The 25,824-nt window shown below is 70.8% G+C and carries 18 protein-coding genes and 1 pseudogene; 10 read left to right on the top strand and 9 right to left on the bottom strand.

Features of this window, described 5'->3' with window-relative positions; translation table 11 throughout:
• The first annotated feature begins 3 nt into the window (after positions 1 to 3).
• The 3 genes from AMK16_RS23390 (at position 4) to AMK16_RS23380 (ending at position 3,074) form a co-directional block, all read left to right on the top strand.
• A complete protein-coding gene (locus AMK16_RS23390) occupies positions 4 to 1,587 on the top strand; it encodes an ABC transporter substrate-binding protein (RefSeq protein WP_073918735.1) in 1,584 nt (527 codons plus the stop codon).
• Positions 1,588 to 1,709: 122 nt separating this feature from the next.
• Positions 1,710 to 2,378 (top strand): uracil-DNA glycosylase, encoded by a 669-nt coding sequence (locus tag AMK16_RS23385; RefSeq protein ID WP_073918960.1) that lies wholly within the window; start codon positions 1,710 to 1,712, stop codon positions 2,376 to 2,378.
• A gap of 99 nt (positions 2,379 to 2,477) precedes the next feature.
• A complete protein-coding gene (locus AMK16_RS23380; protein WP_073918733.1) occupies positions 2,478 to 3,074 on the top strand; it encodes a hypothetical protein in 597 nt (198 codons plus the stop codon).
• Positions 3,075 to 3,115: 41 nt separating this feature from the next.
• Here AMK16_RS23380 and AMK16_RS23375 read toward each other — a convergent pair whose 3' ends face one another.
• Both AMK16_RS23375 and AMK16_RS23370 read right to left on the bottom strand, forming a co-directional pair.
• Positions 3,116 to 3,670 carry a hypothetical protein gene (locus AMK16_RS23375; RefSeq protein WP_242438852.1) on the bottom strand — a complete coding sequence of 185 codons (555 nt, stop codon included), beginning with the start codon at positions 3,668 to 3,670 and terminating at the stop codon, positions 3,116 to 3,118.
• Positions 3,671 to 3,811: 141 nt separating this feature from the next.
• Positions 3,812 to 4,336: a DinB family protein gene (locus tag AMK16_RS23370; RefSeq protein ID WP_073918958.1), complete on the bottom strand. Its 525-nt coding sequence runs from the start codon at positions 4,334 to 4,336 to the stop codon at positions 3,812 to 3,814.
• 83 nt (positions 4,337 to 4,419) lie between these two features.
• On the opposite strand from AMK16_RS23370, the gene AMK16_RS23365 reads away from it, so the two are divergent.
• Positions 4,420 to 5,325 (top strand): Gfo/Idh/MocA family protein, encoded by a 906-nt coding sequence (locus AMK16_RS23365; protein ID WP_073918729.1) that lies wholly within the window; start codon positions 4,420 to 4,422, stop codon positions 5,323 to 5,325.
• Here AMK16_RS23365 and lnt read toward each other — a convergent pair.
• The 5 genes and pseudogenes from lnt to AMK16_RS35870 all read right to left on the bottom strand — a co-directional run bounded on the left by lnt (position 5,270) and on the right by AMK16_RS35870 (position 8,522).
• Positions 5,270 to 6,880: an apolipoprotein N-acyltransferase gene (gene lnt, locus AMK16_RS23360; RefSeq protein ID WP_079191672.1), complete on the bottom strand. Its 1,611-nt coding sequence runs from the start codon at positions 6,878 to 6,880 to the stop codon at positions 5,270 to 5,272. The two genes, AMK16_RS23365 and lnt, sit on opposite strands and share 56 nt — an antisense overlap.
• Before the next feature lie 38 nt (positions 6,881 to 6,918).
• Complete coding sequence (locus AMK16_RS23355) at positions 6,919 to 7,419, bottom strand: nuclear transport factor 2 family protein (RefSeq protein ID WP_073918727.1); 501 nt, start codon at positions 7,417 to 7,419, stop codon at positions 6,919 to 6,921.
• A gap of 69 nt (positions 7,420 to 7,488) precedes the next feature.
• Positions 7,489 to 7,665: a hypothetical protein gene (locus AMK16_RS36715; protein ID WP_199885528.1), complete on the bottom strand. Its 177-nt coding sequence runs from the start codon at positions 7,663 to 7,665 to the stop codon at positions 7,489 to 7,491.
• Positions 7,666 to 7,779: 114 nt separating this feature from the next.
• Positions 7,780 to 7,911 (bottom strand): annotated as a pseudogene (locus tag AMK16_RS35245) (undecaprenyl-diphosphatase); the annotation flags it as partial.
• Between the two features lie 362 nt (positions 7,912 to 8,273).
• A complete protein-coding gene (locus tag AMK16_RS35870) occupies positions 8,274 to 8,522 on the bottom strand; it encodes a hypothetical protein (RefSeq protein WP_143196855.1) in 249 nt (82 codons plus the stop codon).
• Between the two features lie 312 nt (positions 8,523 to 8,834).
• Here AMK16_RS35870 and AMK16_RS38150 point away from each other — a divergent pair, with 312 nt between their 5' ends.
• The 4 genes from AMK16_RS38150 to AMK16_RS36290 all read left to right on the top strand — a co-directional run bounded on the left by AMK16_RS38150 (position 8,835) and on the right by AMK16_RS36290 (position 21,694).
• Complete coding sequence (locus AMK16_RS38150) at positions 8,835 to 13,136, top strand: LamG-like jellyroll fold domain-containing protein (RefSeq protein WP_143196854.1); 4,302 nt, start codon at positions 8,835 to 8,837, stop codon at positions 13,134 to 13,136.
• Positions 13,137 to 13,271: 135 nt separating this feature from the next.
• Entirely contained in the window at positions 13,272 to 19,724 is a 6,453-nt protein-coding gene (locus AMK16_RS38145) for an RHS repeat domain-containing protein (RefSeq protein WP_073918721.1), read from the top strand.
• Between the two features lie 24 nt (positions 19,725 to 19,748).
• Complete coding sequence (locus AMK16_RS23335) at positions 19,749 to 20,153, top strand: hypothetical protein (protein ID WP_073918719.1); 405 nt, start codon at positions 19,749 to 19,751, stop codon at positions 20,151 to 20,153.
• Between the two features lie 1,226 nt (positions 20,154 to 21,379).
• Positions 21,380 to 21,694: a carbamoyltransferase N-terminal domain-containing protein gene (locus AMK16_RS36290; protein ID WP_073918717.1), complete on the top strand. Its 315-nt coding sequence runs from the start codon at positions 21,380 to 21,382 to the stop codon at positions 21,692 to 21,694.
• Positions 21,695 to 21,818: 124 nt separating this feature from the next.
• On the opposite strand, the gene AMK16_RS23325 is transcribed toward AMK16_RS36290, so the two are convergent.
• Both AMK16_RS23325 and AMK16_RS23320 read right to left on the bottom strand, forming a co-directional pair.
• On the bottom strand, positions 21,819 to 22,697 hold the full coding sequence (locus tag AMK16_RS23325) for an undecaprenyl-diphosphate phosphatase (RefSeq protein ID WP_073918715.1): 879 nt from the start codon (positions 22,695 to 22,697) through the stop codon (positions 21,819 to 21,821).
• Between the two features lie 48 nt (positions 22,698 to 22,745).
• Positions 22,746 to 23,474, bottom strand: coding sequence for a TVP38/TMEM64 family protein (locus AMK16_RS23320; protein ID WP_073918713.1), 729 nt, complete (start codon positions 23,472 to 23,474; stop codon positions 22,746 to 22,748).
• 49 nt (positions 23,475 to 23,523) lie between these two features.
• On the opposite strand from AMK16_RS23320, the gene AMK16_RS23315 reads away from it, so the two are divergent.
• Together AMK16_RS23315 and tuf are read left to right on the top strand one after the other, a co-directional pair.
• The gene (locus tag AMK16_RS23315; protein WP_073918712.1) at positions 23,524 to 24,252 is read left to right on the top strand and encodes a DNA alkylation repair protein; all 729 of its coding nucleotides are present in this window, start codon (positions 23,524 to 23,526) and stop codon (positions 24,250 to 24,252) included.
• 322 nt (positions 24,253 to 24,574) lie between these two features.
• Positions 24,575 to 25,756 carry an elongation factor Tu gene (tuf, locus tag AMK16_RS23310; RefSeq protein WP_073918710.1) on the top strand — a complete coding sequence of 394 codons (1,182 nt, stop codon included), beginning with the start codon at positions 24,575 to 24,577 and terminating at the stop codon, positions 25,754 to 25,756.
• Positions 25,757 to 25,824 lie beyond the last annotated feature (68 nt).

The raw sequence follows: 25,824 nt of genomic DNA, 5'->3' as shown, positions 1-25,824 counted from the left end.
CACGTGTTCAACCGGACCAGATGCCTGCAGATCACTGCGGCCCTTGCGTCCATATCCATGCTCGCCGGTTGCGGCATGCTCTCGGATAGCGGCGCCGAAGACGCGAAGAGGATCGTCGTCGGCACGACGAGCGCACCGAGCACCCTCGATCCCGCGGCGGCCTGGGACGGCTCCTGGGAGCTGTACCGGAACGTCTACCAGACTCTGCTGGCCTTCCCCACGGGCTCCACCAAGCCCCAGCCGGACGCCGCCCAGAGCTGCGACTTCACGGACGCGGCGAACGAGTCCTACCGGTGCACCCTGCGCAAGGGCCTGAAGTTCTCCGACGGGGAGCCGCTCGACGCCAAGGCCGTCAAGTACTCCCTGGACCGCATACGGACCATCGGCTCCAAGGTCGGGCCCAAGGACCTCTTCGGTGCCCTGGACAAGATCGAGACCCCCGACGCGCTGACCGTCGTCTTCCACCTGAACACCCCCGACGCCACCTTCCCCTACGTCCTCGGCTCGCCCGCCGCCTCGCTGGTCGCGCCCAAGGACTACCCCGCGGACAAGGTGCGCGAGGACGGCAAGGTGACCGGCTCCGGGCCGTTCGTGCTCGACTCCTACAAGGAGGGCGCCGAGGCCGTCCTCGGCCGCAACGCGAGCTACACGGGCTTCGCCAACCGCCGCAACGACGGCGTGACCATCCGCTACTTCGCGGATTCCACCAAGATGGTCGCCGCCCTCAAGGCCAAGGAGATCGACGCCACCTACCGAGGCCTGTCGGCCGCGGAGGTCAGGGACCTGCAGACCCCCGAGTCGCACGCGCTGGGCCTCCAGGTCGTCGAGAACGTCGGCGCCGAGATCCGCTACCTGGTCTTCAACCCCAAGGACCCGGCGATCGCCAAGCTCCCGGTCCGCCAGGCCATCGCCCAGACCGTCGACCGCGGGGCGCTCGTGTCCAAGGTCTACCAGGGCACGGCCGAGCCGCTGTACTCGATGGTTCCCAAGGGGGTCGTCGGCCACAAGACGCCCTTCTACGACAAGTACGGCCACGCGGACGTCGCCAAGGCCAAGAAGATCCTCAAGGACGCCGGGATCAACCAGCCGGTCGAGCTGACCTTCTGGTACACCACCGACCGCTACGGCTCCTCCACCGCGGACGAGTTCACCGAGCTCAAGCGCCAGCTGGACGAGAGCGGCCTCTTCAAGATCACCCTGCGCGGCCAGCCCTGGAAGGACTTCCAGGTCGGCTACAAGGGCGGCGAGTACCCGGTCTTCGGCCGAGGCTGGTTCCCCGACTTCCCGGACCCGGACAACTTCATCGCGCCGTTCGTCGGCAAGGAGAACGCGGTCGGCACCCCGTACGAGCCCACCGAGATCATCAACGACCTGCTGCCGAAGACCCGCCGCGAGGGTGACCGCGCGGCCGGCGTCCACGAGTTCGAGCAGGCCCAGCAGATCTTCGCCGAGGACGTCCGCCTGCTGCCCCTGTGGCAGGGCAAGCTCTACGTCGCCGCACGCGACGACATCGCGGGCGCCGAGCGGGCGCTGGACCCCCAGACCGCCATGCAGATGTGGGAGCTGTACCGCAAGACCAGCTGGTGACCGCGGTACGGCCGCCCGCACCGCGCACACGGCGCACGGGCGGCCGCGGCGATGTCAGTGGCCCCGGGTAGGTTCTGGAGCAGTCGCACGAACTTGTACCGGAGGTTGTCGCCGTGACCCAGATGCTGCCCGAGTCCTGGCTCCCCGTCCTCGGCGGGGAGCTGGACCAGCCCTACTTCAGGGAACTCTCCGAGTTCGTCGAGAAGGAGCGGGCGAACGGGCCGGTCTACCCGCCCCGCGAAGAGGTCTTCGCGGCCCTGGAGGCCACCCCCTTCGACCAGGTGAAGGTGCTGGTCCTCGGCCAGGACCCCTACCACGGCGCCGGCCAGGGCCACGGCCTGTGCTTCTCCGTGCGGCCCGGCGTCAGGACGCCGCCCTCGCTGCGCAACATCTACAAGGAGATGAAGGAGGAGCTGGGCCTGCCCGTCCCGGACAACGGATACCTGATGCCCTGGGCCCGGCAGGGTGTCCTGCTGCTCAACGCGGTGCTCACCGTCCGTGAGGCCGAGCCCAACTCGCACAAGGGCAAGGGCTGGGAGAAGTTCACCGACGCGGTGATCCGCGCCGTCTCCGACCGCCCCGACCCGGCCGTCTTCGTGCTGTGGGGCGCCTACGCCCAGAAGAAGCTCCCGCTGATCGACGAGGAGCGGCACGTCGTCGTCAAGGGCGCGCACCCCTCCCCGCTGTCGGCGAAGAAGTTCTTCGGATCCCGGCCCTTCACGCAGATCAACGAGGCCGTCGCCGCCCAGGGCCATGAGCCGATCGACTGGCGGATCCCGGACCTCGGCTGACGGCACACCGCGCCTCGGCGCCAATGCCGCTGCCTCCGGCTAGCTTCTTGATGATCAGACCGGAGCAGGTCTGGCAGAGCAAGCAAGCCGGAGGCCGCCTTGACGGAGCAGCAGGAGGCGTCGGAGGACGCCGTCATGACCAGGATCGGCCAGGCGGTCATCCTGCTGCACGCCGGGGACCGCGAGGAGGCCCGCAACCGGCTCCGCGAGCTCTGGTCCGAGATCGGCGAGGAGGGCGACTGCCTCCACCGCTGCACCCTCGCCCACTACCTGGCCGACGCCCAGGACGACCCCGCCGACGAGCTGGCCTGGGACCTCAGGGCCCTTTCCGCGGCCCAGGCGCTGCAGGAGGCTCCCGCGCCCGGTGAGGCGGAGCGGCCCGGCGGGGAGGAGCCCGGGGCGGCCGCGCGGGATGCCGGGGCGGCCGGAACCGCCGACCGGTCCGCCCAGGGCCGGCCGCAGGCGGCGATGCGCGTGTTCTACCCCTCGCTGCACCTGAGCCTGGCCACCGACTACGTGAAGCTCCGGCGGCCGGAGGCGGCCAGGGTGCACCTGGCCCGGGCCCGGGCGGCCACCGTCGCGCTGGCCGACGACGGGTACGGGAACGGCGTACGGGCCGCCATCGCCCGGCTGGAGCGGCGTCTGGCCACGGAACCGGGCGCGGGACCCCGGCGCTTTCCCGAGCAGTCCCCGTAGCCGCCCCGGCCCCCGTAGCCGCCTCAGTCCCCGCGGCCGCCTCAGTCCCCGTGTACGCCCGCGCAGATACGGGCCTCGGGGCTGTCCGGCCGCCACCGCCCGTGCCGGCGCCCCAGCGCGCACACGTCGGCGGGCCGTACGGGAAGCTCCCGCACCAGCTCCCGCCCCTCCTCGCCGTCGTGCCGCTCGTGGCGCGGACGGGCTTCACCCCGGCGCCCGGGGACCGGGGCGGCGGGCCTGTGCGGATCCTGGATGTCCGGGACCGGTGGCGGGGCCTGCACAGGCGCCCCGGAGGAGCCCTGCGGGGCCCCCTGCCCGTCGTGGCGTGCGGTCCTGCCCGCCGACGCGGAGGCGGCCGGAGCCGCCGGCTGCCCCGCCCGCCCGGGGGCCGCTTCGAGCGCCTCCAGGGCGGGCGCCCGGACGACCACGGGCACGGTCCCCGGCCCGCTCCGCGGCCCGTGGTGCGGGGGCACCCCCGCGGCGGGGGCGGCTCCCGGCTGCGCGGGAGCGGGATTCACGGTCACACAGCCGGAGACGGCCGAGACCGCACAGGCGACTCCGAGCAACAGCTTCGTCGTGGTTCGGGTTGGGTGCACCTGCGCAACTCTGCTGTGCGAGGACCCGGTTGCGAAAACCGAGAGCCGATATTCACCCCGCACGGGTGACGACCGATCCGCCGACACCGCCGGGCCGGCCGCGCCCCGGCCCGCTCGCCGCGGACGCCGCCCCGGGGCCCCTCAGTCGCCGGTGGCGCCGTCCGTCTGCTCGCGCAGCAGGTCCGCGTGGCCGTTGTGGCGCGCGTACTCCTCGATCATGTGGGTGTAGACCCAGCGCAGGCTGAAGACCTCGCCGCCGTGATGGCTGCCGGCCTCCGAGAGCAGGTCCAGCGGACGGCCCGCGGTCGCCCGGCGCGCCAGCTCGACCTCGGTCCGCCACACCTCCTCGGCCTCGGCCCAGGTGTCCTCGTCGGTGAAGTGGAAGTCGCCGTCCGGGTCCTCGCGTGTGCAGTACAGCTCGGGGAGGTCCTCGCCGAGCATGATCTCCCGGAACCAGTAGCGCTCCACCTCGGCCATGTGCCGCACCAGACCCAGCAGGCTCAGCCGGGAGGGCGCGAGCGGGGTGCGGCGCAGTTGCTCCTCCCGGAGCCCCTCGCACTTCCAGAGGAGGGTGTCGCGGTGGTAGTCGAGCCAGCCGTCCAGCATGCCGCGTTCGTCGGCGGTCGTGGAGGGTTCGTTGCGATGTGATCCGGAACTGTTGTTCATGCGGCCATTCTCGGCGACCCCGGTGCCCGCCACCAGGGATTAAGCTGCCGGCATCCCACTAGGAACGACCCAGGAGGCGCCCGGTGAAGGTCGGCTGCATCGGACTCGGCGACATCGCGCAGAAGGCGTACCTGCCCGTCCTCACCACCCGCCCGGAAGTCGAGCTGCACCTGCAGACCCGAACCCCCGCCACCCTGGAGCGGATCGGCGCGCTCCACCACGTCCCGGCCGGGCGGCGCCACACCGATCTCGACGCTCTGCTCGCCGAAGGGCTCGACGCGGCCTTCGTGCACGCCCCGACCGCCGCCCACCCCGAGATCGTCACCCGGCTGCTGGAGGCGGGTGTGCCGACGTACGTCGACAAGCCGCTGGCCTACGCACTCGCCGACTCGGTGCGGCTGGTGGAACTGGCCGAGAAGCGCGGGGTGTCGCTCGCCGTCGGTTTCAACCGCCGCTACGCGCCCGGCTACGCGCAGTGCGCCGACCACCCGCGCGAGCTGATCGTCATGCAGAAGAACCGCGTCGGGCTGCCCGAGGACCCCCGCACGCTGGTGCTGGACGACTTCATCCACGTCGTCGACACCCTGCGCTTCCTGCTGCCCGGGGAAGCGGACCGCACGGACGTCCGGGCCGTGGTGCGCGACGGGCTGATGCACCAGGTGGTCCTGCAGTTGTCCGGCGCCGGGTTCACCGCGCTCGGCATCATGAACCGGCTCTCCGGTTCCACCGAGGAGGTCCTGGAGGTCTCCGGGCAGGACACCAAGCGTCAGGTCGTCAACCTCGCCGACGTCATCGACCACAAGGGCCAGCCGACGGTGCGGCGGCGCGGGGACTGGGTTCCCGTCGCGCGCCAGCGCGGCATCGAGCAGGTCGTCGACGCCTTCCTGGAGGCCGTCGCGGAAGGCAGGACGCTCAGCGCACGGGACGCGCTGCTCACCCACGAGCTGTGCGAGCAGGTGGTGCGCTCGGCTCTGGAGCAGGCCTCATGAGCGCGCGGGCGCCGGCCATCGCACCGTAGGCCGCCAGCGCGGTGAGGGCGGCGGTCACCGGCCAGTCCCCGAAGCGGACGTAGAGCGTCGTGCCGCGGGCCAGCGGGACCTCGTACACCTGCGCGGTGCTCGCGGAGGTCGGCAGGGCGGGGCCGACCCGCTCCCCGGAAGGGCCGTGCACCGCGCTGACGCCGGTCAGCGTGGCGTGGACCACCGGGCGCCCGTTCTCGGCGGCGCGCAGGGCGGCCAGTGAGGCGTGCTGGGCCGGGGCCCAGCTGTCCTGGAAACTGGAGGTCGCCGACTGGGCCACCAGCAGGGCGGCGCCGTCGCGGGTCAGGCGCCGGCTCATGTCGGGGAAGGCCGATTCGAAGCAGACCAGCGGGCCGAGGCGCACTCCGGGGCGACCGTCCGGCCGTCCGGGCAGGTCCATGACCACCGGGGCATCGCCGGGCACGCGGTTCTCGCCGGCCGCCTTGCCGACCGAGGTGGCCCAGCCGAGCAGGGCCCGGGCCGGTACGTACTCGCCGAACGGCACCAGCCGCATCTTGTCGTACCGGTCCCCGGTCGGGCCCCCCGGGCCGACGAGCACGGCGCTCTTGCGGATCCCGGGGCTGTCGGGGGGCCGCGCGTCCACATTGACCAGCAGCGGGGCCCCGACCAGGGTGGAGAGCGAAGTCAGCCGCCGGGCCAGGTCCGGGCGGGCCGTCAGGTCCTCGCCCACACTGCTCTCGCCCCACACCACCAGGTCGACCCGCTGCCCGGCGAGGTCCCGGGTGAGCCGCTCACCGGCGGCGAACCGCCGCTCGGGGCCGTCCGGGCCGTCCGTCACCGTGCCCGGCTGTATGACCGCCACGCGTAGCGCGCCCGACACCTCGGGCCGGGGCACCCACAGCCACACCACCCCCGTCAGCACCGCACACCCCGCCATCCCGGCCACCGCAGGCACCCGCGCCCCGGGAACCGCGACCAGCACCACCACCGCGCAGTTCACCGTGACCACCAGCAGGCTCACCAGCCACACCCCGCCCGCCGAGGCCAGCCGCAGAGCGGGCGGAACCTGCCACTGGCTCGCGCCCAGCAGCCCCCACGGGCCGCCCAGCCCCTGCCAGGACCGGACCAGTTCGGCCAGCAGCCACCCCGCCGGTATGAGGAACAGCGCGGCGCCCGCCCGGCCCGCCGACACCCGCCCGCCGAGCAACTCGCGCACCAGCAGCGCCCACGGGATCCACAGCAGGCCCAGCAGCGCTGCCAGCGGCACCAGGAACACGTGCAGGCTGGGCAGCAGCCAGTGGTGGACGGCCACGACGAAGCCGGCACCGCCCAGCCACCCCTCCAGCGCGGCCCGCCGCCCGGTGGGGGCCGACCTCAGCAGCAGCATCCAGGGCACGAGGGCGACGTACGCGAACCACCACAGGGCGGGCGCGGGGAAGGCCAGGGCGGGCAGCGCCCCGGCGGCGAGCGCGGCCGCGGCGCGGCGGCGCGGGCACCACCCCGTGCGGGCGGGCGCGCCCGCGGTCCGCCGGGACGGGTACCACCGCGTGCGCACAGGGATCATGGTGTGCCTCCGCTACCAGTGTGGGACGGCCGCGCGCTCTACGCCGAGATGTGGCGCCACTTCTCCTGGACCGTGACCCGGGCGAGCCGCCAGCCGTCGGCCGTGCGCTCCAGGGCGAAGTCGTACCGGCCGGCCGCGACGAAATTGGGCGAGGTCACCGCACCGGCCGCCCCGCCGTCCCCTCCCGCCTCCGCGCCCGTGTCACCGGCCCCCGCCAGCCGCATGGGATTGAGGAAGTCCGCCCGCACCTCGGCCCGGTCGCCGGGGGACCCGCCCACGTCCTCCAGGCGGATCAGCCGGTTGACGATGAGGTGCTGGCGCACCGGGAAGCGCGCCATGGTCCGCGCCAGCCAGTCGGCGACCTCTCCCGACGGCCCTGCGATCCCGCCCGCCGAGCTGTAGTCGGCCCGGCCGGCAGCGGTGAACAGGGCCCGGTAGGCGGCCCAGTCGCCGTCGTCGACGGCCACCGCGTAACCGGTGACCACCTCGTCGATCGCCAGCCGGTCCATCACCGTCGCGAGGTTCACACGCTGCGTCATCGGTTCAGTGTGGGGCTCCGGGGACAGGAGGCCAAGGGTCGTGCGCCGGCCACGGCCGCCTACGAGCCGTCAGCGACCGCGATACGCCTCCCGCTGCCGGACGACCACGAGGAACGCGTCACTGTCCAGGTCCATCACCACCTCGGCCTGCACACCCTCGCGCATCCGCTGCGCCGCGTACTCCTCGGCGGGCCAGCTTCCCCGCGGACTTCCGGCCGGAAAACGCTCCAGCACCACTCGACCCATGGGACACCCCCTGCTGCTTGCCTTCAGGTCTCTTCAGGCACAACGACGCGCAGGCCGCCCGGGAACGTTCCCGAGCGGCCCGCGGTTCACGCGAAGCGGTGAGCGCGTGGGCCCCTACAAGCCCGACTCGCCGGCATGCGGGCTCAGCACACCCAGGCCCACCAGCACGAACAGGGCGATGCCCAGCGCGATCCGGTAGATGACGAACGGCATGAAGCTCTTGGTGGAGATGAACCTCATGAACCAGTTCAAGCCGAGGTTCTGAGCGGCTCTGACCTGCTGTTTCCACCCCTCATCAAGATTGAATGGGAGAGCAGTGGGAGATGGCATCTTCCAGGGCTCTCCCTCGCCGGCCACGAAGCGCAGCCACCTGGTTCGCAGCAAATCGGCGATCTCCTGCTCCATGGTCAGGGGAACGTGCGAGTCGAGACCTTCTACGCCGACGACCTCGTAGAGCAGGTAGTCGGCGGTGCCCTCCGGCCGGCCCCGGGCACGGTAGCCGTCCGCCCAGGCGTGGATCTGCTGCTCGAATCCGGTTACGTCGCCCAGCGCGGCCAGCGCCTCCCGGCGGAGTGACGAATGCGTTCCCTTCTCATCGGAACCGGCGGTCACGGCGGCGACAGCCTGCTGCCGACAGCCTGCTCCGCGGCCTGCCTCTGTCCGCCCTGGTCGACCAGGACACCGAGCACGCCAACCAGCTCGCCGCCCAGTGGGTGATACCCCAGGCCTACGCCGCGGCCGACGAGGTGAACCCGGCCGTCTTCGACGCCGCGCTCATCGCGCTGCCCGTCACCGATCAGGCCGAAGACGCCGCGTGGGCGATCAAGTCCGGATGCATGACGACTGCTCAGTTTCACTGATCAGCCACATCGGTCACGGTGGCGCAACTGCGCGCGGCCATGAAGCACTGGGTATCCGGATTCAGAGCCAGTCCCGTGATTTACCTCACTTCGGAAGCCATCTACCTATCTGATTTGACGGCACTGATCACCATTGATCCAGCACGTTACGGGCAGGATTCTCACCGGATTCTCACAAGCTGTTGACGGACTTTTAAGGTCTGCACAAAGATCCGCGAGTGTTGCACGATCTCGCGAGAGCTGGAAATAGTGGTTAGTAGAGTCAGAAGACGGGCCGTCAGGATCTGGTCCGTCAGCGCCCTGGCCGCGGTGGCGGTGGCAGCGTCGGCGCTGTCGCCCTCGGCGGCGGCGCCGTCGGGAGCACCCGATTCGAAGGCGGCGGCCGGTTCGGCCGAGCCGGCGGACTCGGCGGACAGCCTCGCGGTCAAGGAGGCTAAGAGGACCGGCAAGCCGGTCGAGGTGGCCGCCAAGCGCACCGAGTCCAGCGACACGGTGGCGCAGCCGGACGGCAAGTTGGTCACGACGACGTACGTGCAGCCCAAGCGGGTCCGCAAGGGCGGCTCGTGGGTCGACCTCGACTCGGCGCTGCGCGTCCTGCCGAGCGGCGCGGTCGCGCCGAAGGCGGTCACCGCGGACGTCGAGTTCTCCGGCGGCGGCACCGACCAGCCGCTGGTGCGGATCGCCACCGCGGGCAAGGAACTGAAGCTGACCTGGCCGAAGGCCCTGCCCAAGCCGGTCGTCGACGGCAGCACCGCCGAGTACCGGGCGATCCTGCCCGACGTCGACCTCAAGCTCACCGCCACCCGGACCGGCTTCAGCCAGGTCATCGTGGTGCACACTGCGGCCGCCGCGAAGAACCCCGAGCTCGACCAGCTCCGCCTCGACCTGCAGAGCGACGGCCTGACCGTCCAGCAGGCACCCGACGGCTCGCTCAAGGCGGTAGACAAGGGCGCTGGCGGCACCGTGTTCGAAGCCCCCGTTCCTGTCATGTGGGACTCCTCCGGCCCCGCCGGGAACGCGTCGGCCGCGAAGCCCGCCACGGCGAAGTCGGCTGCCGCCCCCGCGCAGGGTTCGGCCCCGGCCGCGCCGAGCACCCCGCCCGCGCTGGAGAACCTGGTGCCCGGCGAGGGTGCCAAGGTCGCCAAGCTCAAGGTCGAGCTGCCGCAGCAAAAGATGGTCCTGACCCCGGACCAGAGCATGCTGGACGACGCCGCCACGGTCTTCCCGGTCATGATCGACCCGGCCTGGAACACCCCCAACGCGTCCGACTGGGCCGGTGTTTCCCGGTACTACTCCTCCCAGCCGTACTGGCATTTCACGTACAACAGCAACTACGTGCACGACTGGGGCGTCGGCTACTGCGGTGACCCCTCGCGCTGCGCACCGACCGACGTCAAGCGGGCGTTCTTCCAGGTCCCCAACGGCAGCTTCATCGGCAAGCAGATCCTCAGTGCCGAGTTCGGCACCTACGAGAGCTGGTCGTACTCCTGCGACGCCCGACCGGTCGAGCTGTGGAACACCGGCTACATCTCCTCGGGCCTGACCTGGGACAGCCAGAACGCGGCCGGCTTCTGGGGCCGCAAGCTGCAGACCATGAACACCGCCAAGGGCTGGAGCGGTAACTGCCCTGGCGGCTGGCTGGAGTTCGGCGGGACCTCGGGCGCGGTCAAGGACCTGGTCCAGGACGCCGCCAACTGGGGCTGGCCGACCATCACCTTCGGGCTCAAGGCCGAGAACGAGAGTGACTCGTACGGCTGGAAGCGTCTGACCGACGACGCCTTCCTGCGGGTCTACTACAACCTGCCGCCCAACCAGACCGCGATGAGCGATCTGACCATGTCGCCGGGCTCGGTCTGCCAGACCACCCCGCTCAAGATCAACAAGATGCCGCAGATCACCGCGCGGGCCTCCGACCCCGACGGCGAGGCGGTCGGCGTCCAGTTCGGCGTGTTCTGGGACGCGGGCGACGGCCAGGGATTCATCCGCCGTTGGTGGTCCACCGGCTCGGCCGGGGCCGCCCCTGCCTCCAACACCTTCAAGGGCTCCGGCTCGTATTTCTCCTGGTCCCTGCCCACTACCCTGCCCGCCAACACCAAGCTGGGCTGGGAGGTGCGGGTGTGGGACGGCGCGCAGTGGGGACCCTGGTCCTCCAGCGGTGATCCGACCCTGTGCTACTTCACCGTCGACACCACCGCACCGGACGGCCCGGCGATCACCTCCGCCTCCTACCCCGGTTCGAAGGACGCCACCGCGTCCCTGTCGTGGACCGACGGCGTGGGCAAGTACGGCGCGTTCATCCTCGACTCGGCCTCCACCGACGTGGTCAAGTACCAGTGGGGGTTGGACGGGAACGCCTCCGCGGCGCACGAGGTGACCACCGCCGCCGGCGCCCCGCAGACCGTCCAGATCCTGCCGGAGACCCCCGGCGTGCACACCCTGTCGGCCAAGGCGCTGGACAGCGCCGGCAACGCCTCGCAGCAGGAGACGTACTACTTCACCGTTCTCAACGGTCAGCCCGTGCGGGCCGGTTGGGGCATGGACGAGTCCGGCGGGACGACGCTGTCCGGTACCTCCGGAAGCTTCGAGGCCGTCCTGGCGACGGGTGCCAAGCTCGGCTCGGCCAGCCACCTGGGCAACGCGATGTCGCTGGACGGCAGTGCCACCGGCTACGCCGAGACCCAGGGCGCCGTACTCGACACCACCCGGAGCTACACCGTCTCGGCCTGGGTCAACCTCGCCGACTCCCAGGCCAACAGCGCCGCCGTGTCCCAGGCGGGCAACGTGATGTCCGCCTTCGACCTGGGCATGCGCAACGGCAAGTGGGTGTTCTCGGTGCTTACCCAGGACGTCAACCCCGGGTACGCCTACCAGGAAGCCGCCTCCACTGTCCCGCTGGCGCTCAACCAGTGGACCCACCTGCTCGGCGTCTACGACGCGACGGCCAAGACCGCCACGCTGTACGTCAACGGCGCCAACCCGGTCACCGTCGCCTCCCCGTCGGTCTGGCCGGCGCGGCGCTCCCTGGAGCTCGGCCGGATGCACTGGCGCGGCACCTTCACCGACGAGTGGAAGGGCGCGCTGGACGAGGTGAAGGTCTGGGACCGCGCCCTGACGGCCGGCGAGGCCACCGACGTCGCCGCCGACCGCACCCCGGCCACCGGCTGGCTCGCGAAGGCGGTCTGGCACCTCGACGACAGCACCGCCAATGCGATTGGCACCGGTGAGTCCGACAACCTGATGGTCAACGGCGGCGCCGCCCCGGGCGCGCCCGGGATCTCCGGCAACGCCGTCCACTTCGACGGCGTGGACGACTATGCCCGCGGCACCCGCGCGCAGGTCGACGGGACCAAGGACTTCTCGGTCTCGGCCTGGGTCAAGGCCACCGCACCCGCAGCGGGCGACACCATCGCCAAGGTGGCGGTGACCCAGAACGGTGAGCACAACAACGAGTTCTCGCTGCACTACTCGGCCTACGGCAAGAAGTGGGTGTTCGGCCGCTACAAGGAGGACACCTCCGTCGACACCCTGGTCCGGGCCGCCCAGGCCGACTGCACGCCCGGCACCACCGTCAATGGCGTGCCCTGCTTCAGCTCCGCCACCGGCGAGTGGGTCCACCTGGTCGGTGTCTCCGACAGCGTGGCCAAGAAGACCCGCCTCTACATCAACGGCTACCTGGTCGGTGAGGCCGACTACACTCAGAACGCACCGTGGGCCAAGCCCGGCCCGATCCAGATCGGCGCCGTGAACCGCAAGGGCGCCAACGCCGAGTTCTTCAAGGGCGACATCGACGACGTGCGGATCTACGACCGCGTCCTCACCTCCACCGAGGCCCGCGACATGGTCCAGCAGCGCCCGCAGCTGGCCGGCCGCTGGAAGCTCGGCTCGGCGACCGGCACCCCGCTGAGCTCCCCCGGCGAGGGCCCGCTCAAGGCGGGCGCCCAGCTCGGCACCGGAGCCTCCATCAAGTCCGACGGCGGCGTGCTGCCCACCATGGGCACGCTGCTGCTGGACGGCTCCACCGGCTACGCGGCCACCACCGCCGTCCCGCTGCACACCGGCCAGAGCTTCAGCCTGGCGGGTTGGGCCAGCACCGCGGGCGTCCCGACCCGGGACATGACCGTGCTGGCCATGCCCGGCGCCAACAACAGCGCGGTAACGATCCGCTGGCACTACCTGGGCCTGGACGCCAACCAGCAGCCCTCGGGCCAGTGGCAGGCAGAGGTGCGGGACTCTGACGCCGTCGGCGCCGTCCGCACCAGCACCACGCACACGCCCGCCACCTCGGTCCTGGACAACTGGACCCACCTGGCGGTCACCTACGACGCCTTCTCCGACCGGCTGAGCCTGTACGTCAACGGCCAGTTGGAGAACCAGGGATGCCCGGACGGCAGCACCGGCTGCACGCCGCACATCTCCTGGACCGGCGCCCCGCAGCCGTACGAGGCCACCTTCGGTCTGCAGTTCGGCCGCAACCGGAACGCCGGCGCATGGGGTGAGTACTTCTCCGGCGAGCTGGACGACGTCTGGCTCTTCCAGGGCGTGCTCAGCGGTACCCAGATCACCAAGCTGGCCGACTACAACACCGAGCTGGCCACCTCGTCCGGTCTCTGACCGGTGACGGCGGGTCGGGTGGCCACTCGGCCGCCCGACCCGCCGTGCCGTTTCCGGCCCCGACCGGCCCGGGGGCGGCGGCGGTCCGATCCGGACGCGCCGCGAAAATCCCTGATCGACAAGGAATCCCGACAGATGAGTACCCCACGGGCCGCCGACCGGCGGTCCCGAGGCAGAGTCCCGGCCGTCGTCGCCGCCACCCTGCTCAGCTCGCTGCTGCCCGCCCTGCCGCTTGCCGACAGCGCCAGCGCCGACCAGTACACCAAGCCCGCCGCCGCCTCGTCCGAGAAGCCGGTGAAGGGCTCTAACGGCAAGGTGAAGGCCCGCAAGGGCGACACCACCGTCAGCGCCCCCGCCGCCAAGCACACCAGCTGGCCCGGCGCGGGCAGCGCGAGCGTCGTCCCCGCGCCCGCCGGCCAGGCCCCGGCCCGGGCGGGCAAGCTGCCCGTCGTGCTGGAGAGCGCCGCCGCGGGCGACGCCAAGGCCCGGTCCGCGGCACCCGCGTCCGCGCCGCAGGAGGTCAAGGTCGAGGTCCTCGGCCAGGACCTCGCGCGGAAGGCCGGCATCACCGGTGTGCTGCTGACCGTCGGCGGCACCGACGCGCCGACCAGGGTCAGCGTGGACTACAGCGATTTCGCGCAGGCGGCCGGCTCCGGCTTCGGCGCCCGCCTGCACCTGGTCCAGCTCCCGGCCTGCGTGCTGACCATTCCGGAGAAGCCGGAGTGCCGCACCCAGACCCCGCTGCCCGGCGGCAACGACCTCGAGAAGCAGACCGTCACCGCCGACACCGCCGCGCCGGCCGGCTCGATGCGCCTGCAGGCCCTCTCCGGACCGGTGACCGTCCTCGCCGCGACCGCCGACACGGCCGGTCCCAGCGGTGACTACAAGGCGACCCCGCTGTCTTCGGCGTCCTCGTGGTCGACCTCGCTGAACAGCGGCGCGTTCACCTGGTCGTACGACATGCCGCTGACCGCCATGCCGGGCGGTCTGACCCCCAAGCTCGGCCTGTCCTACAACTCCGGTGCGATCGACGGCCGGACCGCCAACAGCAACAACCAGGCGTCCTGGGCCGGTGACGGCTTCGAGCTGTCACCCGGCTTCGTCGAGCGCAGCTACAAGCCGTGCGCCGACGACGGCGCCCCGAAGACCAATGGCGTCACCCCCGGCGACCAGTGCTGGGCCACCGACAACGCCACCATCAGCTTCGCCGGACACTCCGGTGAACTGATCCCGGTAAGCGCCAACGAGTGGCGGATCAAGGGCGACGACAACACCCAGGTAACCCGTGGCCGTGACGTCAACCGCGCCAACGGCGACAACGACGGCGAGTACTTCCGGGCGGTCACCTCGGACGGCACCCGCTACTACTTCGGCTACAACCGCCTGTCCAACTGGGCCAGCGGCAAGCCCGAGACGAAGTCCGTGTACACCGTGCCGGTCTACGGCAACAACGCGGGCGAGCCGTGCAACGGCACCGACTTCGCCTCGTCCTGGTGCCAGCAGGGCTGGCGCTGGAACCTCGACCTGGTGATCGACGCCCACGGCAACGACGTCACCTACTGGTACACCCAGGAGACCAACAACTACGGCCGCAACCTCAAGGCCACCGACCGCACCCCGTACGTCCGCGGCGGCCGCCTGGAGCACATCGAGTACGGCCAGCGGCAGTCCGACATCTACTCGGCGACCGTGAAGCCGATGGGCCGGGTGGACTTTGGTACCGGCGAGCGCTGCCTGGAGACCACCTCGGGCACCTGTGACCCGGCGAACATCGACGCCAACCGGCAGTACTGGTACGACACTCCGTGGGACCGGAACTGCAAGGACGGCACCGACTGCACCGGGCAGTACTCCCCGACCTTCTTCACCCGCACCCGCCTCACCCAGGTCGTCGCCAAGACCCTGCAGGCCGACGGCAGCTACGCCGCCGTCGACACCTGGGACCTGAAGCACAAGTGGGGCACCGCCGACTTCGACTACCAGCTGTTGCTGGACTCGATCAAGCACACCGGCTCCTCCGCGACGCCGGCGATCGCGCTGCCGCCGACCACCTTCGCCTACAAGCAGATGGTCAACCGGCTCGACAAGGTCGGTGACGGCCGGGCGCCGTTCATCAAGCAGCGCTTGGGCACCATCACCGACGAGCTCGGCGGCCAGCTCGACGTCAACTACTCAGCAGCGGTGTGCGACTGGGCGAACCTGCCCGCCCCGCAGACCAACAACACCCGCTGCTTCCCCCAGCAGTACCAGGCGTCCGACGAGGTACCGGTGACCACCGAGTGGTTCAACAAGTACGTCGTGGAAGCCGTGATCGCCACCGACCGCACCGGCCACGCGCCGGACATGGTCACCCACTACACCTACCTCGGCGACGCCGCCTGGCACTTCGACGACGAGGACGGCCTGACCAAGGACAAGCTCAAGACCTGGTCCCAGTGGCGCGGCTACGCCCGCGCCCGGGTGGAGACCGGCGGCGTGGCCGCCATGTCCACCCAGGCCGAGCACTGGTTCCTGCGCGGCATGGACGGCGACCGCAACGACCCCACCGACAAAACCAAGAAGCGCAGCGTCACCGTCGATGACGGCCACGGCACCGTCCTCAACGACGACCAGGCGTGGGCCGGCTACGAGTACCGCACCGAGCAGTACGACAAGCCCGGCGGCGTGATCCTCTCCAAGACGGTCAACACGCCGTGGAAGAAGCAGAGCGCCACCCGCACCAACGACTGGGGCACCACCACCGCCAACCTCACCGGCACCGCGGTGACCCGCTCCCTCGCTTCGCTCGACAAGGGCGCAGGTGCCGCCTGGCGCGAGACCCGCACCAACAACACATTCGACACCTACGGCCGGACCACCCAGGTCGAGGAACTCGGCGACGTCGCCGTGGCCACCGACAACAAGTGCACCCGCACCACGTACGCGGACAACACCTCGTCCTGGATCCTCAACGGAGTCACCCGGACCGAGGTCGTGGCCGCCGCCTGCGCTACCAACGTCAGCCGTGAGACGCAGGCCGACGGCACCTCCGCCGTCCTCGCCGACACCCGGCTCCGCTACGACGGCCAGGCGTACGGCGCCGCCCCCACCAAGGGCGACGTCACGCTCACCGAGACGCTCAAGTCGCAGACCGGCACCAGCGCGACCTACCTGGACAGCTCCGCGACGTTCGACCTGTACGGCCGCAAGCTGACCGACACCGCGCTGGTCTCGACCACCGAGTTCGATACCACCGGTGCGACCGGCCCGGTCACCACCGCGTCCACCGATGCCCGTACCACCACCAACGCCTACACCCCGACCACCGGACGTGCGACCAGGTCCACGCTCACCACGCCGCCGGCCACGGTCGGCAACAGCGCCACCGCCCAGACCACCACGGTCGACTACGACCTGATGCGCGGTCTGAGCACCAGCACCATCGACGCGAACGGCCGTCGCAGCGATCTCACGTACGACGCCCTGGGCCGTTCCCTGAAAGTCTGGCGGCCCGACCGCCTCAAATCGGGCGGACAGACCCCGAATCACGAGTTCGCGTACGCGATCGCGGACGGGGCGATCACCGCCGTCACCAGCAAGACCCTCAACGCCGACGGCTCGCAGGCCACCACCTACACGCTGTACGACGGCCTCGGCCGCGTCCGGCAGACCCAGGCCCCGGGTGGCAACGGCGGCCGGATCCTGACCGACACCTTCTACGACGAGCGCGGCCAGGCCGCCCTCAGCTACGCCCCCTACTACGCTACGGGAGCGCCCTCCACCACGCTGTTCAAGGTCGAGGACCCCACCGGCGTCGAGACCCAGACCGCCAACACCTACGACGGCCTCGGCCGCGTGGTGAAGGCCACCACCCTCGCCGGCAACGGCGTCGGCACGCCGCTGTCCACCACGCTCACCGAGTACGGCGGCGACCGCGTCACCTTCACCCCGCCGCAGGGCGGCATCCCGACGACCACCATCACGGACGCCGCGGGCCGCACCACCGAGCTGCGCCAGTACAAGTCGGCCACCCCGACCGGCGCGTACGACGCCACCACCTACGGCTACGACCCGGCCGGTCACATGAACAAGCTGACCGACCCGTCCGGCACCGTCTGGACCTGGTTCTACGACCAGCTCGGCCGCCAGACCAAGGCCGTCGACCCCGACAGCGGCACCTCCACCAAGACGTACAACGTCCGCAGCGAGGTCACCAGGACCACGGATGGCCGCGGCAAGACCGTCTCCAGCGTCTACGACAACCTCGGCCGCCTGATCGAGACCCACGACGGCCCGGTCACCGGACCGCTGCTCACCTCGCAGACCTGGGACCCGTCCGGGAACAAGGGCCAGCTGTCCACGGCCTCACGTTTCAGCACCGTCGGCGCGACCACCTACGAGTACAAGACCACCTACTCGCTGTTCGACGCGCTGTCCCGGCCGAACCGAACCACCGTCACCATCCCGTCCGTCCCCGGTCAGGAGAACCTGGCCGGCTCCTACATCAACGGCACGACCTACCGCCTCGACGGGCTGGTGAAGTCGGTCGCCTACCCGGCGGCTGGCAACCTCGCCTCCGAGTCGGTCGCGTTCACCTACGACGGCCTCCACCGGATGACAGCAGCCGAGGGCCTGAGCAAGTACCTCACCGCCCAGAGCTACAGCCTCACCGGCAAGCCGCTGCAGTCCACGCTGAGCAACGGCACCGCGGGCAAGGACACCTACGTCACCCTCGGCTACGAGTGGGGCACCCAGCGACTGGTCTCCAGCCGCACCGACCAGTACGGCATCACCGGCGCAGCCCGCGCCGCCGCCTATACCTATGACCAGGTCGGCAATGTCACCTCGGTCACCGACACCTCGCGCTCCGGCACCGACCGGCAGTGCTTCAGCTACGACTACCTCACCCGCCTCACCGAAGCGTTCACCCCGACCGGCAGCTCCTGCCCGGCCTCGCCGACCGGCGCCACCCTCGGCGGCCCGGCCCCGTACTGGACCAGCTGGACCTACAACACCAACGGCACCCGGGCCACCGAGACCCGGCACGACCCGGCGGGTAGCACCGCCAACAACGCCACCACCACCTACACCTACCCAGCCCCCACGGCCGCCCGGCCCCACACCCTGACCGGCACCAGCACCGTCACCGGCGGCACCGGAACGCCCGTCACCCAGACCTACACCTACGACAACTCCGGCAACACCACCGAACGGCACCTCAAGCCCAGCGGCACCCAGACCAGCGACCAGATCCTGACCTGGAACACCGAAGGCCGGCTTGCCCAGGTCGCCGACAGCGTCAAGAACGGTGCGACCACTACCACCAAGACCACCGACTACCTCTACGACACCTCGGGGAACCGACTAATCGGTCACACCCTCGACACCGCCAACCCGGCCGCCGAGAACTGGACGCTCTACCTCGGCACCACCGAGCTCAACCTCGTCAAGGGCGCGGCCAAGGCCACCGCCACCCGCTACTACCCGCTCGGCGCCACGGCCACCGCCGTCCGCACCGACGACAACAAGATCACCTTCCAGGTCAACGACCACCACGGCACCGCCGAACTCAACATCGACGCCACCACCGGCACCCTCAACCAGCGCCGCACCACCCCGTTCGGCGGCACCCGTGGCACCGCCCCGACCACCTGGTCCGGCACCCGCGGCTTCCTCGGCGGCGTTAACGAGGCCACCGGCCTCACCCACCTCGGAGCCCGCGACTACGACCGCACCACAGGCCGCTTCATCTCCGCCGACCCGCTCTTCGTCGCAACCGACCCCCAGTCTCTGGCCGCTTACACCTACAGCGACAACAACCCGCTCAGGTACAGCGACCCGTCGGGGCTGGCCCTGGAGGAGTGCGCCAGCGGGATGTACCGCTGTCAGGGCGGAACGAAGATCCTCGGCGAAGGCCCGAGGTACCAGGCGATCGTCGCGCAGAACAAGGCCGAGGAACCATACCGGAAGGCTGCACTGGCCGCGTACCAGGTGAGCGTGGGGGTCAAGCCGGCCGGGTGGATCGGCAGCCTGGTGGCCAACGCCGCGGACGAGATGAGGAAGGCGCGCCGGGCCTACGGCCAGCAGCTGGAGAGGGAGTACCGCCAGAACACCAACTTCAAGTACGAGACGGTGCCCAGCCAGACGCAGATCCCCGGGGCGGAGCCGTACGACGAGATAGCGACCGGCAAGGCCAAAAAGTCGGAGCTGATGGTCTGCGCGTACATCGGCGTGGCCGACTGCTACGACGCGAAGCAGATCACCGGCTGGGCCGCGAACGTAGCGGCGGACGCATACCCTGGGGCGGAGAACGAGGGGCAGAACGCCTACCGGCACTTCACCTGGCAGGCCATGATCACGGCCAAGCACGGGGCCCAGACCGCCGAGATGGTCGCGGACGCCCACGAGGCGTACGGCGACCGGGAAGGCCACAACTATGCTGATCACCTTTCGGACCTCGTGAACAACGAGTACGGCCGCCAGATGGGCGAGAGGATCGCTGCGGCCAACCCCGGGGCCTCGGAGTCCCAGCTCAGGGACGCGATCACCAGGGAGGCAAAGAACTACATGACAGGTGGGAACTATGCCCGACCCAGTGACTTCGAGTAACCCGCTCCAGAAGGGAGATGTCGGATGAGGAGTGGCGTCCGTTTCCTGGTCGGCTCACTGGTGGCCGTCCTACCGCTGGCGGTGTCCTGCACCGTGCAGACGGACGAGGACAGGGCGCGGCATGTCGTCGGGTCCTGGAAGTCGCCGACCCTGGGCACGATCCAGTTCCTCAAGGACGGTGCGCTCGGAGAGGTGAGCCTGCCTCCCAGCGTGTGTCACAAGGGGTCGTGGTCAGCCGACACGAAGTTCACCGGTACCTGGCGACCCTGGCATCTGGACTCCGTCGGGCCGGCTACGGAGGTCACGTTGACGGCCGCCGCCGGTGGCCCGACGTGCGACCTGTTCTTCCTGTACTCCACGGATCAAGATCAGGCAGAGCTGGACCTGGCCTATGCCCCGGAGGGTAGCGAGCCCTTCGTCCGGCAGTAGACCAGCAGACCGGTCATCGCGGAGAACCTGAGCCTCCGCACGAGGGGTCGTGCTCATCCCACCGAGGATGAGCACGACCCCTCTTCGCACCCTGGCGCCGGTGCCCGCACGCGGTTCCCCAGCGCCCCTGTGAGCTGATGCAGGTCTCCCGGTCCGCCTTCTACACGCGCCTGAAGAACGCACCGGGACCGCGGGCTGCCCGCGACCGGGAACTGACCGAGCAGGGCTGTCGATCCTGTCCCGTCGTGCCGTCCAGGACGATCGGCTCGTTGCCCACTTCCCCGTACCCGGCACCGTGCCAGAATCCGTTGACCTTCGGCACCTTCCGTCCGGAACCGTCGGGCAAGGCCCGCCGCTTCTGAACCGAAGCGGCGTCGAAGACCGTGATTCCGCGGTCTGCCGCCTCGTACCCGTACTTGGAGCACAGGACCAGGGACTGTGCGTCGTGGCGGCACCGCCAGCCCCCGCATCGAGCGCCACTCGCCGCTCACCGCTGACGGCATCCACGACAAGCGTCTCGTCCTTAAGGGTTGCGCTCAGCAGCCGGGGCGCGGCGGCGGGACACCATCTGGACATGCGGACGAGGGCAATGCAGTAGAGGGCTGAGTCGGCTCCGCGATTACCGCTGCGCGGGACAGCGACCAAGGCCCAGAGCCGCGCCCTGGTCGCCGGGAAGGAGGTCGGCTGCACCACCGACGTACTCACCGTGGCTGGGCTCCTTGTCCTGGCCACGGCATGGGACTCGCCGAGGCGATGGTCGCGCTCGGCATCGCCTCCCAGACCAGCGGTGTGTGGTCCATACCCGTCACGCTCCCGGCCCCCGAAGACGAACGGACACTTGCTCGCACGCGGATCTCCGGTCTGGCCCCCTGCGGGCAGCACAGGGCCGCCCGCTCGAAGGCTGACGAGCGACCCAGTCGCTGGGTTGTATGCAGCATGCAGCAGGCGTACAGGCGCATGTGCGCCCTCGTGCATCGCGGGCCTTCGCTTCTGCACTGGAGAACCCAGGCCTTGAGGAGGTCGCTGTGGCAAGGATCGTGGAGGGGAAACACCGGTCGCCGATCGAGGACGACGGGCACCAGCCGAATCGGCCCGTACCGCAGCACCCTCCTCCCCCTTTGCTTCCACCCCTCCGCCTGCCTGGTCATCGACGGGAAGGTGGTCGCCTTCGCCGGGGGGAGCGCTTCTCCCGCCGCAAGCACCACAAGGACTCCCGCTCCTGCGCGGTGGCCGCGGCCTACTGCCTGTCCGAGGCCGGCATCACCCTGGCCGACGTTGACGAGATCGCCATCGCCTTCAACCCGGACTGGCCTACGCCGAGCAACATCTGCACGGACGCCGAGCTGATCGCCGAACTCCTCGCCCCCGCCCTGTTCGGCCACCACCGGCCCCGGCGGGTATTGGTGGTCGAGCACCACCTCGCGCACACCGCCTCCGCCTTCCACCCCAGCGGCTTCGACGAGGCCGCCCTCCTGGTGGTCGACGGCTCCGGCGACGGCGTCTCCGCCAGCCTCTCGCCCGCGGCACCGCCGACGGACTGAAGGTCCTGCGCCCGTTCCCGTTCAGCCAGTCGCTGGGCTGGTTCTACGAGACCGTCGCCGAACACCTCGGACTCGGCAACTGGACCAGCTCCGGCAAGCTCATGGGCCCTTGTGAGGCCCTGGTTCAGCCGCCGGACTCGCCTGCGTGCGGGCTGAGGACATCGGTCCCGACCAGCACGAACAGCACGATGCCCAGTGCAATCCGATACCACACGAACGGCATGAAGCTCTTGGTGGAGATGAACTTCATGAACCAGGCGATGACGACGTAGCCCACGAAGAAGGCGATGACGGTCGCGAAGATCGTCGGACCCCAGGAGATGTGACCCGGGCTCTCGACCACGTCCTTGATCTCGAACGCGCCCGAGGCCAGGACGGCGGGGATGGCGAGCAGGAAGGAGTAGCGGGCCGCCGCCTCGCGGGTGAAGCCCAGCAGCAGGCCGCCCGAGATGGTCGCACCGGAGCGGGAGACACCCGGGATCAGTGCCATCGCCTGGCACAGACCGAAGATCAGGCCGTCCTTGACACCGAGCTCCCGGAGCGTCTTGCGCTCCCGGATGGCGCGGTGCCGGCCGCCCTCCTCGTCACGGGCGGCCAGCCGGTCGGCGACGCCGAGGACGACACCCATCACGATGAGGGTGGTGGCGGTCAGCCGCAGGTCGCGGAACGGCCCCTCGATCTGGTCCTTGAAGGCGAGGCCGAGGACACCGATCGGGATCGAGCCGACGATCACCAGCCAGCCCATCTTCGCGTCCTGTTCGGACCGCAGGGCCTTGGTGAACAGCGAGCGGAACCACGTGGAGATGATCCGCGCGATGTCCTTGCGGAAGTAGATCAGCACGGCGGCCTCGGTGCCGATCTGGGTGATGGCGGTGAAGGCCGCTCCGGGATCGTGCCAGCCGGCGAACGCCGCGGTCAGCCGCAGGTGGGCGCTGGAGGAGATCGGGAGGAACTCCGTAAGCCCCTGGACGAGACCGAGGATTAGGGATTCGAACCAGCTCATGTCGGGGTGCGCTCGTCCTTGTGATCGTCGGGCAGTTCGGGTCCGATGCTAGGGCCCGTGTGGTGAGCCGCTGACCACAGGGGGGTGCTGAGGCGCCGGTTCGTAGGCGACCCCGTGGATCCGGGCAGGTGCGAGGCGGTGCCGTTTGCGCCAGGCCACCACCGCGGCCGCCACCACGGACACCACGATGAAGCCGAAGGAGAGCAGGAACGCGGGTGATCCGGGGGAGGAGGCGCTGGCCCCGGCGATCACATAGGCCGCGGTGTTCGGGACCACGCCGAGCGCCGTCGCGGACAGGAAGGGCAGCCACCCGCACCGCGACACCGCGGCGCAGTAGTTGGCCACCACGAACGGCACCCCGGGGAAGAGCCGGACCGCGAGCATCGAGCGGAAGCCGTGCCGGCTGAGCTGGCCGTCGGCCGCCTGGAGCCAGCGGCCGCGCAGGAACGGGCGCAGGGCCTCCTGCCCCATGACGCGCCCCAGACCGAAGGCGATCCCGGCGCCCAGCACGGTGCCGCCGACCGCCGCCACCAGGCCGAACTGCGTGCCGAAGACGGCTCCCGCGGCCAGGTTGAGCAGGGGGCGCGGCACGAAGGCCGCCGCGCAGATCCCGTACCCGGCGGCGAAGAGCAAGGCCGCCGCGCCCACCGGCACACCCGGGGGCCGGCCCTCCGACAGGATGCGCTGGGGCTCGAACAGCAGCACGCACACACCGGCGGCCACGAGCAGCACCACGAGCAGGCACAGCCGGGTCCACGGCGCGAGGAGGAGGGACATCCGGGGAGACTAGCCGACCTGTACGACACCCCGCCGTAATCTGTGCCTCATGCTGCCGAACGACCGGCGACCCCCCAGGGCCCCGCACAGCGCCCTCGCGGACACCCTCCTGGAGCGCCTGACGCAGACGTACGCGGCCGCGGGCGACCCGGCGCGGGCGCGCGCCATGGCCGCGTACATGAAGGACGTCGCCCCCTTCCTCGGGATCCCCACCCCCCTGCGCCGCGCACTGTCGAAGACGGTGACCAAGGACATGCCGCTGCCGTCGGAGGCGGACTGCGCGGCGCTCGCACTGCGCTGCTGGCGGCTGCCGGAGCGTGAATACCACTACTTCGCGGTGGACTACCTGCGCCGGCACGTCTTCCGCTGCTCCCCGGCCCTGCTGCCGGTGGTACGGCACCTGATCACCACCGTGCCGTGGTGGGACACGGCCGACCTGCTCGCCGCACGGACCGTCGGCCCGCTCGTCGCCGCCCATCCGGCCCTGGCCGAGGCGATGGACGAATGGATCGGGGACGAGGACCTGTGGCTCGCCCGCGCTGCCCTGCTCCACCAGCTCGGCTACAAGTCCGCCACCGACACCGACCGCCTCTTCGGCTACTGCCGCCGCCGGGCGGCCCACCCGGACTTCTTCCTCCGCAAGGCCATCGGCTGGTGCCTGCGGGAGTACGCCAAGACCGATCCGGCCGCGGTACGCGCCTTCGTCGAGGCCGAACGCGCCTCCCTGTCCCCGCTGTCGGTGCGCGAGGCGCTCAGGAACCTCGGCAAGGACCTCTGACAGGACCCCGGGGCCCTGGCAAGGACCCCTGCCGGGCCCCGGCCCGGCACCGGTGCCAACAGGCCCGGCCGCCGCGGAAATCCACTCGACGCGCCAGGAGCGGTCGGGCAGCATCAGGGGCATGTCCCGGTACGCCTTCCTCGTCGCACCGTCCGCAGTCGCGGACGCGCCGAAGGCTGCCGCATTCGCAGAGGCATTCCCCTTCGCCGCATACGACGGCGCACGAAGCTGACCCTTCCCGGATCGTCCGGCGGACCCCGCAGGGGGAGGGTCGGCCCGGTCCAGGGGTCCCGTTCAGGCTTCGAGCCCAGGGGAAGACATCATGGCCAAGACGGCCTTCGTGCGGACCAAGCCGCACCTCAACATCGGCACCATGGGTCACGTCGACCACGGCAAGACCACCCTCACCGCCGCCATCACCAAGGTCCTCGCCGAGCGCGGGGGCGCCTCCTTCGTGCCCTTCGACCGCATCGACCGGGCCCCCGAGGAGGCCCGGCGCGGGATCACCATCAACCTCACGCACGTCGAGTACGAGACCGACACCCGCCACTACGCCCACGTCGACATGCCCGGCCACGCCGACTACGTCAAGAACATGGTCACCGGCGCCGCGCAGCTCGACGGCGCGATCCTCGTGGTCTCCGCGCTCGACGGGGTCATGCCGCAGACCGCCGAGCACGTGCTCCTCGCCCGGCAGGTCGGCGTCGACCACATCGTGGTGGCCCTGAACAAGGCCGACGCCGGGGACCCCGAACTCACCGACCTGGTCGAGCTGGAGGTCCGCGAACTGCTCACCGCGCACGGCTACGGAGGCGAGACGGCGCCGGTCGTACGGGTCTCCGGACTGGGGGCGCTGCAAGGCGACCCGCAGTGGACGGGGGCGGTCCAGGCGCTGCTGGACGCCGTCGACACCTACGTGCCCACGCCGGTGCGCTACACCGATGCGCCGTTCCTGCTGCCGGTGGAGAACGTCCTGACCATCACCGGGCGCGGGACCGTCGTGACGGGCGCCGTCGAGCGCGGCCGCGTACGCCTCGGCGACCCCGTGAGCGTGCTCGGCGGCGACGGGGAGCCGGCCCGGACGGTCGTCACCGGGCTGGAGACCTTCGGCAAGCCGATGGAGTCCGCCGAGGCCGGCGACAACGTCGCGCTGCTCCTGCGCGGGGTGCCCCGGGACGGGGTGCGCCGCGGGCACGTGGTGGCCGCTCCCGGCAGCGTGACGCCCACGCGGCGCTTCACCGCCCGGGTGTACGTGCTCTCCGGGCGCGAAGGAGGCCGCAGGACACCGGTCGTCACCGGCTACCGGCCGCAGTTCTACATCCGGACCGCCGACGTGGTGGGGGACGTGGACCTGGGCGGGGCCGGCGCGGCCCGGCCGGGGGAGACGGTCACGATGACCGTCGAGCTCGGACGGGACGTCCCGTTGGAGCCGGGCCTCGGCTTCGCCGTCCGCGAGGGCGGACGGACCGTCGGCGCGGGCACGGTCACGGCCGTACTGGGGTGACCCGGCGGGCCTGATCCCGGCCCCCCTGTGGTGGCGGCGGACCTGCTGCGCCAGACTGCCGTCACCAC

Origin of the sequence: Streptomyces sp. CB00455 (assembly GCF_001905445.1) — a bacterium.
Classification (GTDB): domain Bacteria; phylum Actinomycetota; class Actinomycetes; order Streptomycetales; family Streptomycetaceae; genus Streptomyces.
Note: the sequence above shows the minus strand (reverse complement) of the source record. Positions and strands in the feature narration are given on the sequence as shown.

Excerpts from the sequence above, each read along its gene's own strand:
- AMK16_RS23335 (WP_073918719.1), top strand. The coding sequence starts at position 19,749 with ATGAGGAGTGGCGTCCGTTTCCTGGTCGGCTCACTGGTGGCCGTCCTA.
- AMK16_RS23355 (WP_073918727.1), bottom strand. The coding sequence starts at position 7,419 with ATGACGCAGCGTGTGAACCTCGCGACGGTGATGGACCGGCTGGCGATC.
- AMK16_RS23320 (WP_073918713.1), bottom strand. The coding sequence starts at position 23,474 with ATGTCCCTCCTCCTCGCGCCGTGGACCCGGCTGTGCCTGCTCGTGGTG.
- AMK16_RS23315 (WP_073918712.1), top strand. The coding sequence starts at position 23,524 with ATGCTGCCGAACGACCGGCGACCCCCCAGGGCCCCGCACAGCGCCCTC.
- AMK16_RS23370 (WP_073918958.1), bottom strand. The coding sequence starts at position 4,336 with ATGAACAACAGTTCCGGATCACATCGCAACGAACCCTCCACGACCGCC.
- lnt (WP_079191672.1), bottom strand. The coding sequence starts at position 6,880 with ATGATCCCTGTGCGCACGCGGTGGTACCCGTCCCGGCGGACCGCGGGC.
- AMK16_RS23325 (WP_073918715.1), bottom strand. The coding sequence starts at position 22,697 with ATGAGCTGGTTCGAATCCCTAATCCTCGGTCTCGTCCAGGGGCTTACG.
- AMK16_RS38145 (WP_073918721.1), top strand. The coding sequence starts at position 13,272 with ATGAGTACCCCACGGGCCGCCGACCGGCGGTCCCGAGGCAGAGTCCCG.
- AMK16_RS36715 (WP_199885528.1), bottom strand. The coding sequence starts at position 7,665 with ATGGGTCGAGTGGTGCTGGAGCGTTTTCCGGCCGGAAGTCCGCGGGGA.
- tuf (WP_073918710.1), top strand. The coding sequence starts at position 24,575 with ATGGCCAAGACGGCCTTCGTGCGGACCAAGCCGCACCTCAACATCGGC.
- AMK16_RS23385 (WP_073918960.1), top strand. The coding sequence starts at position 1,710 with ATGCTGCCCGAGTCCTGGCTCCCCGTCCTCGGCGGGGAGCTGGACCAG.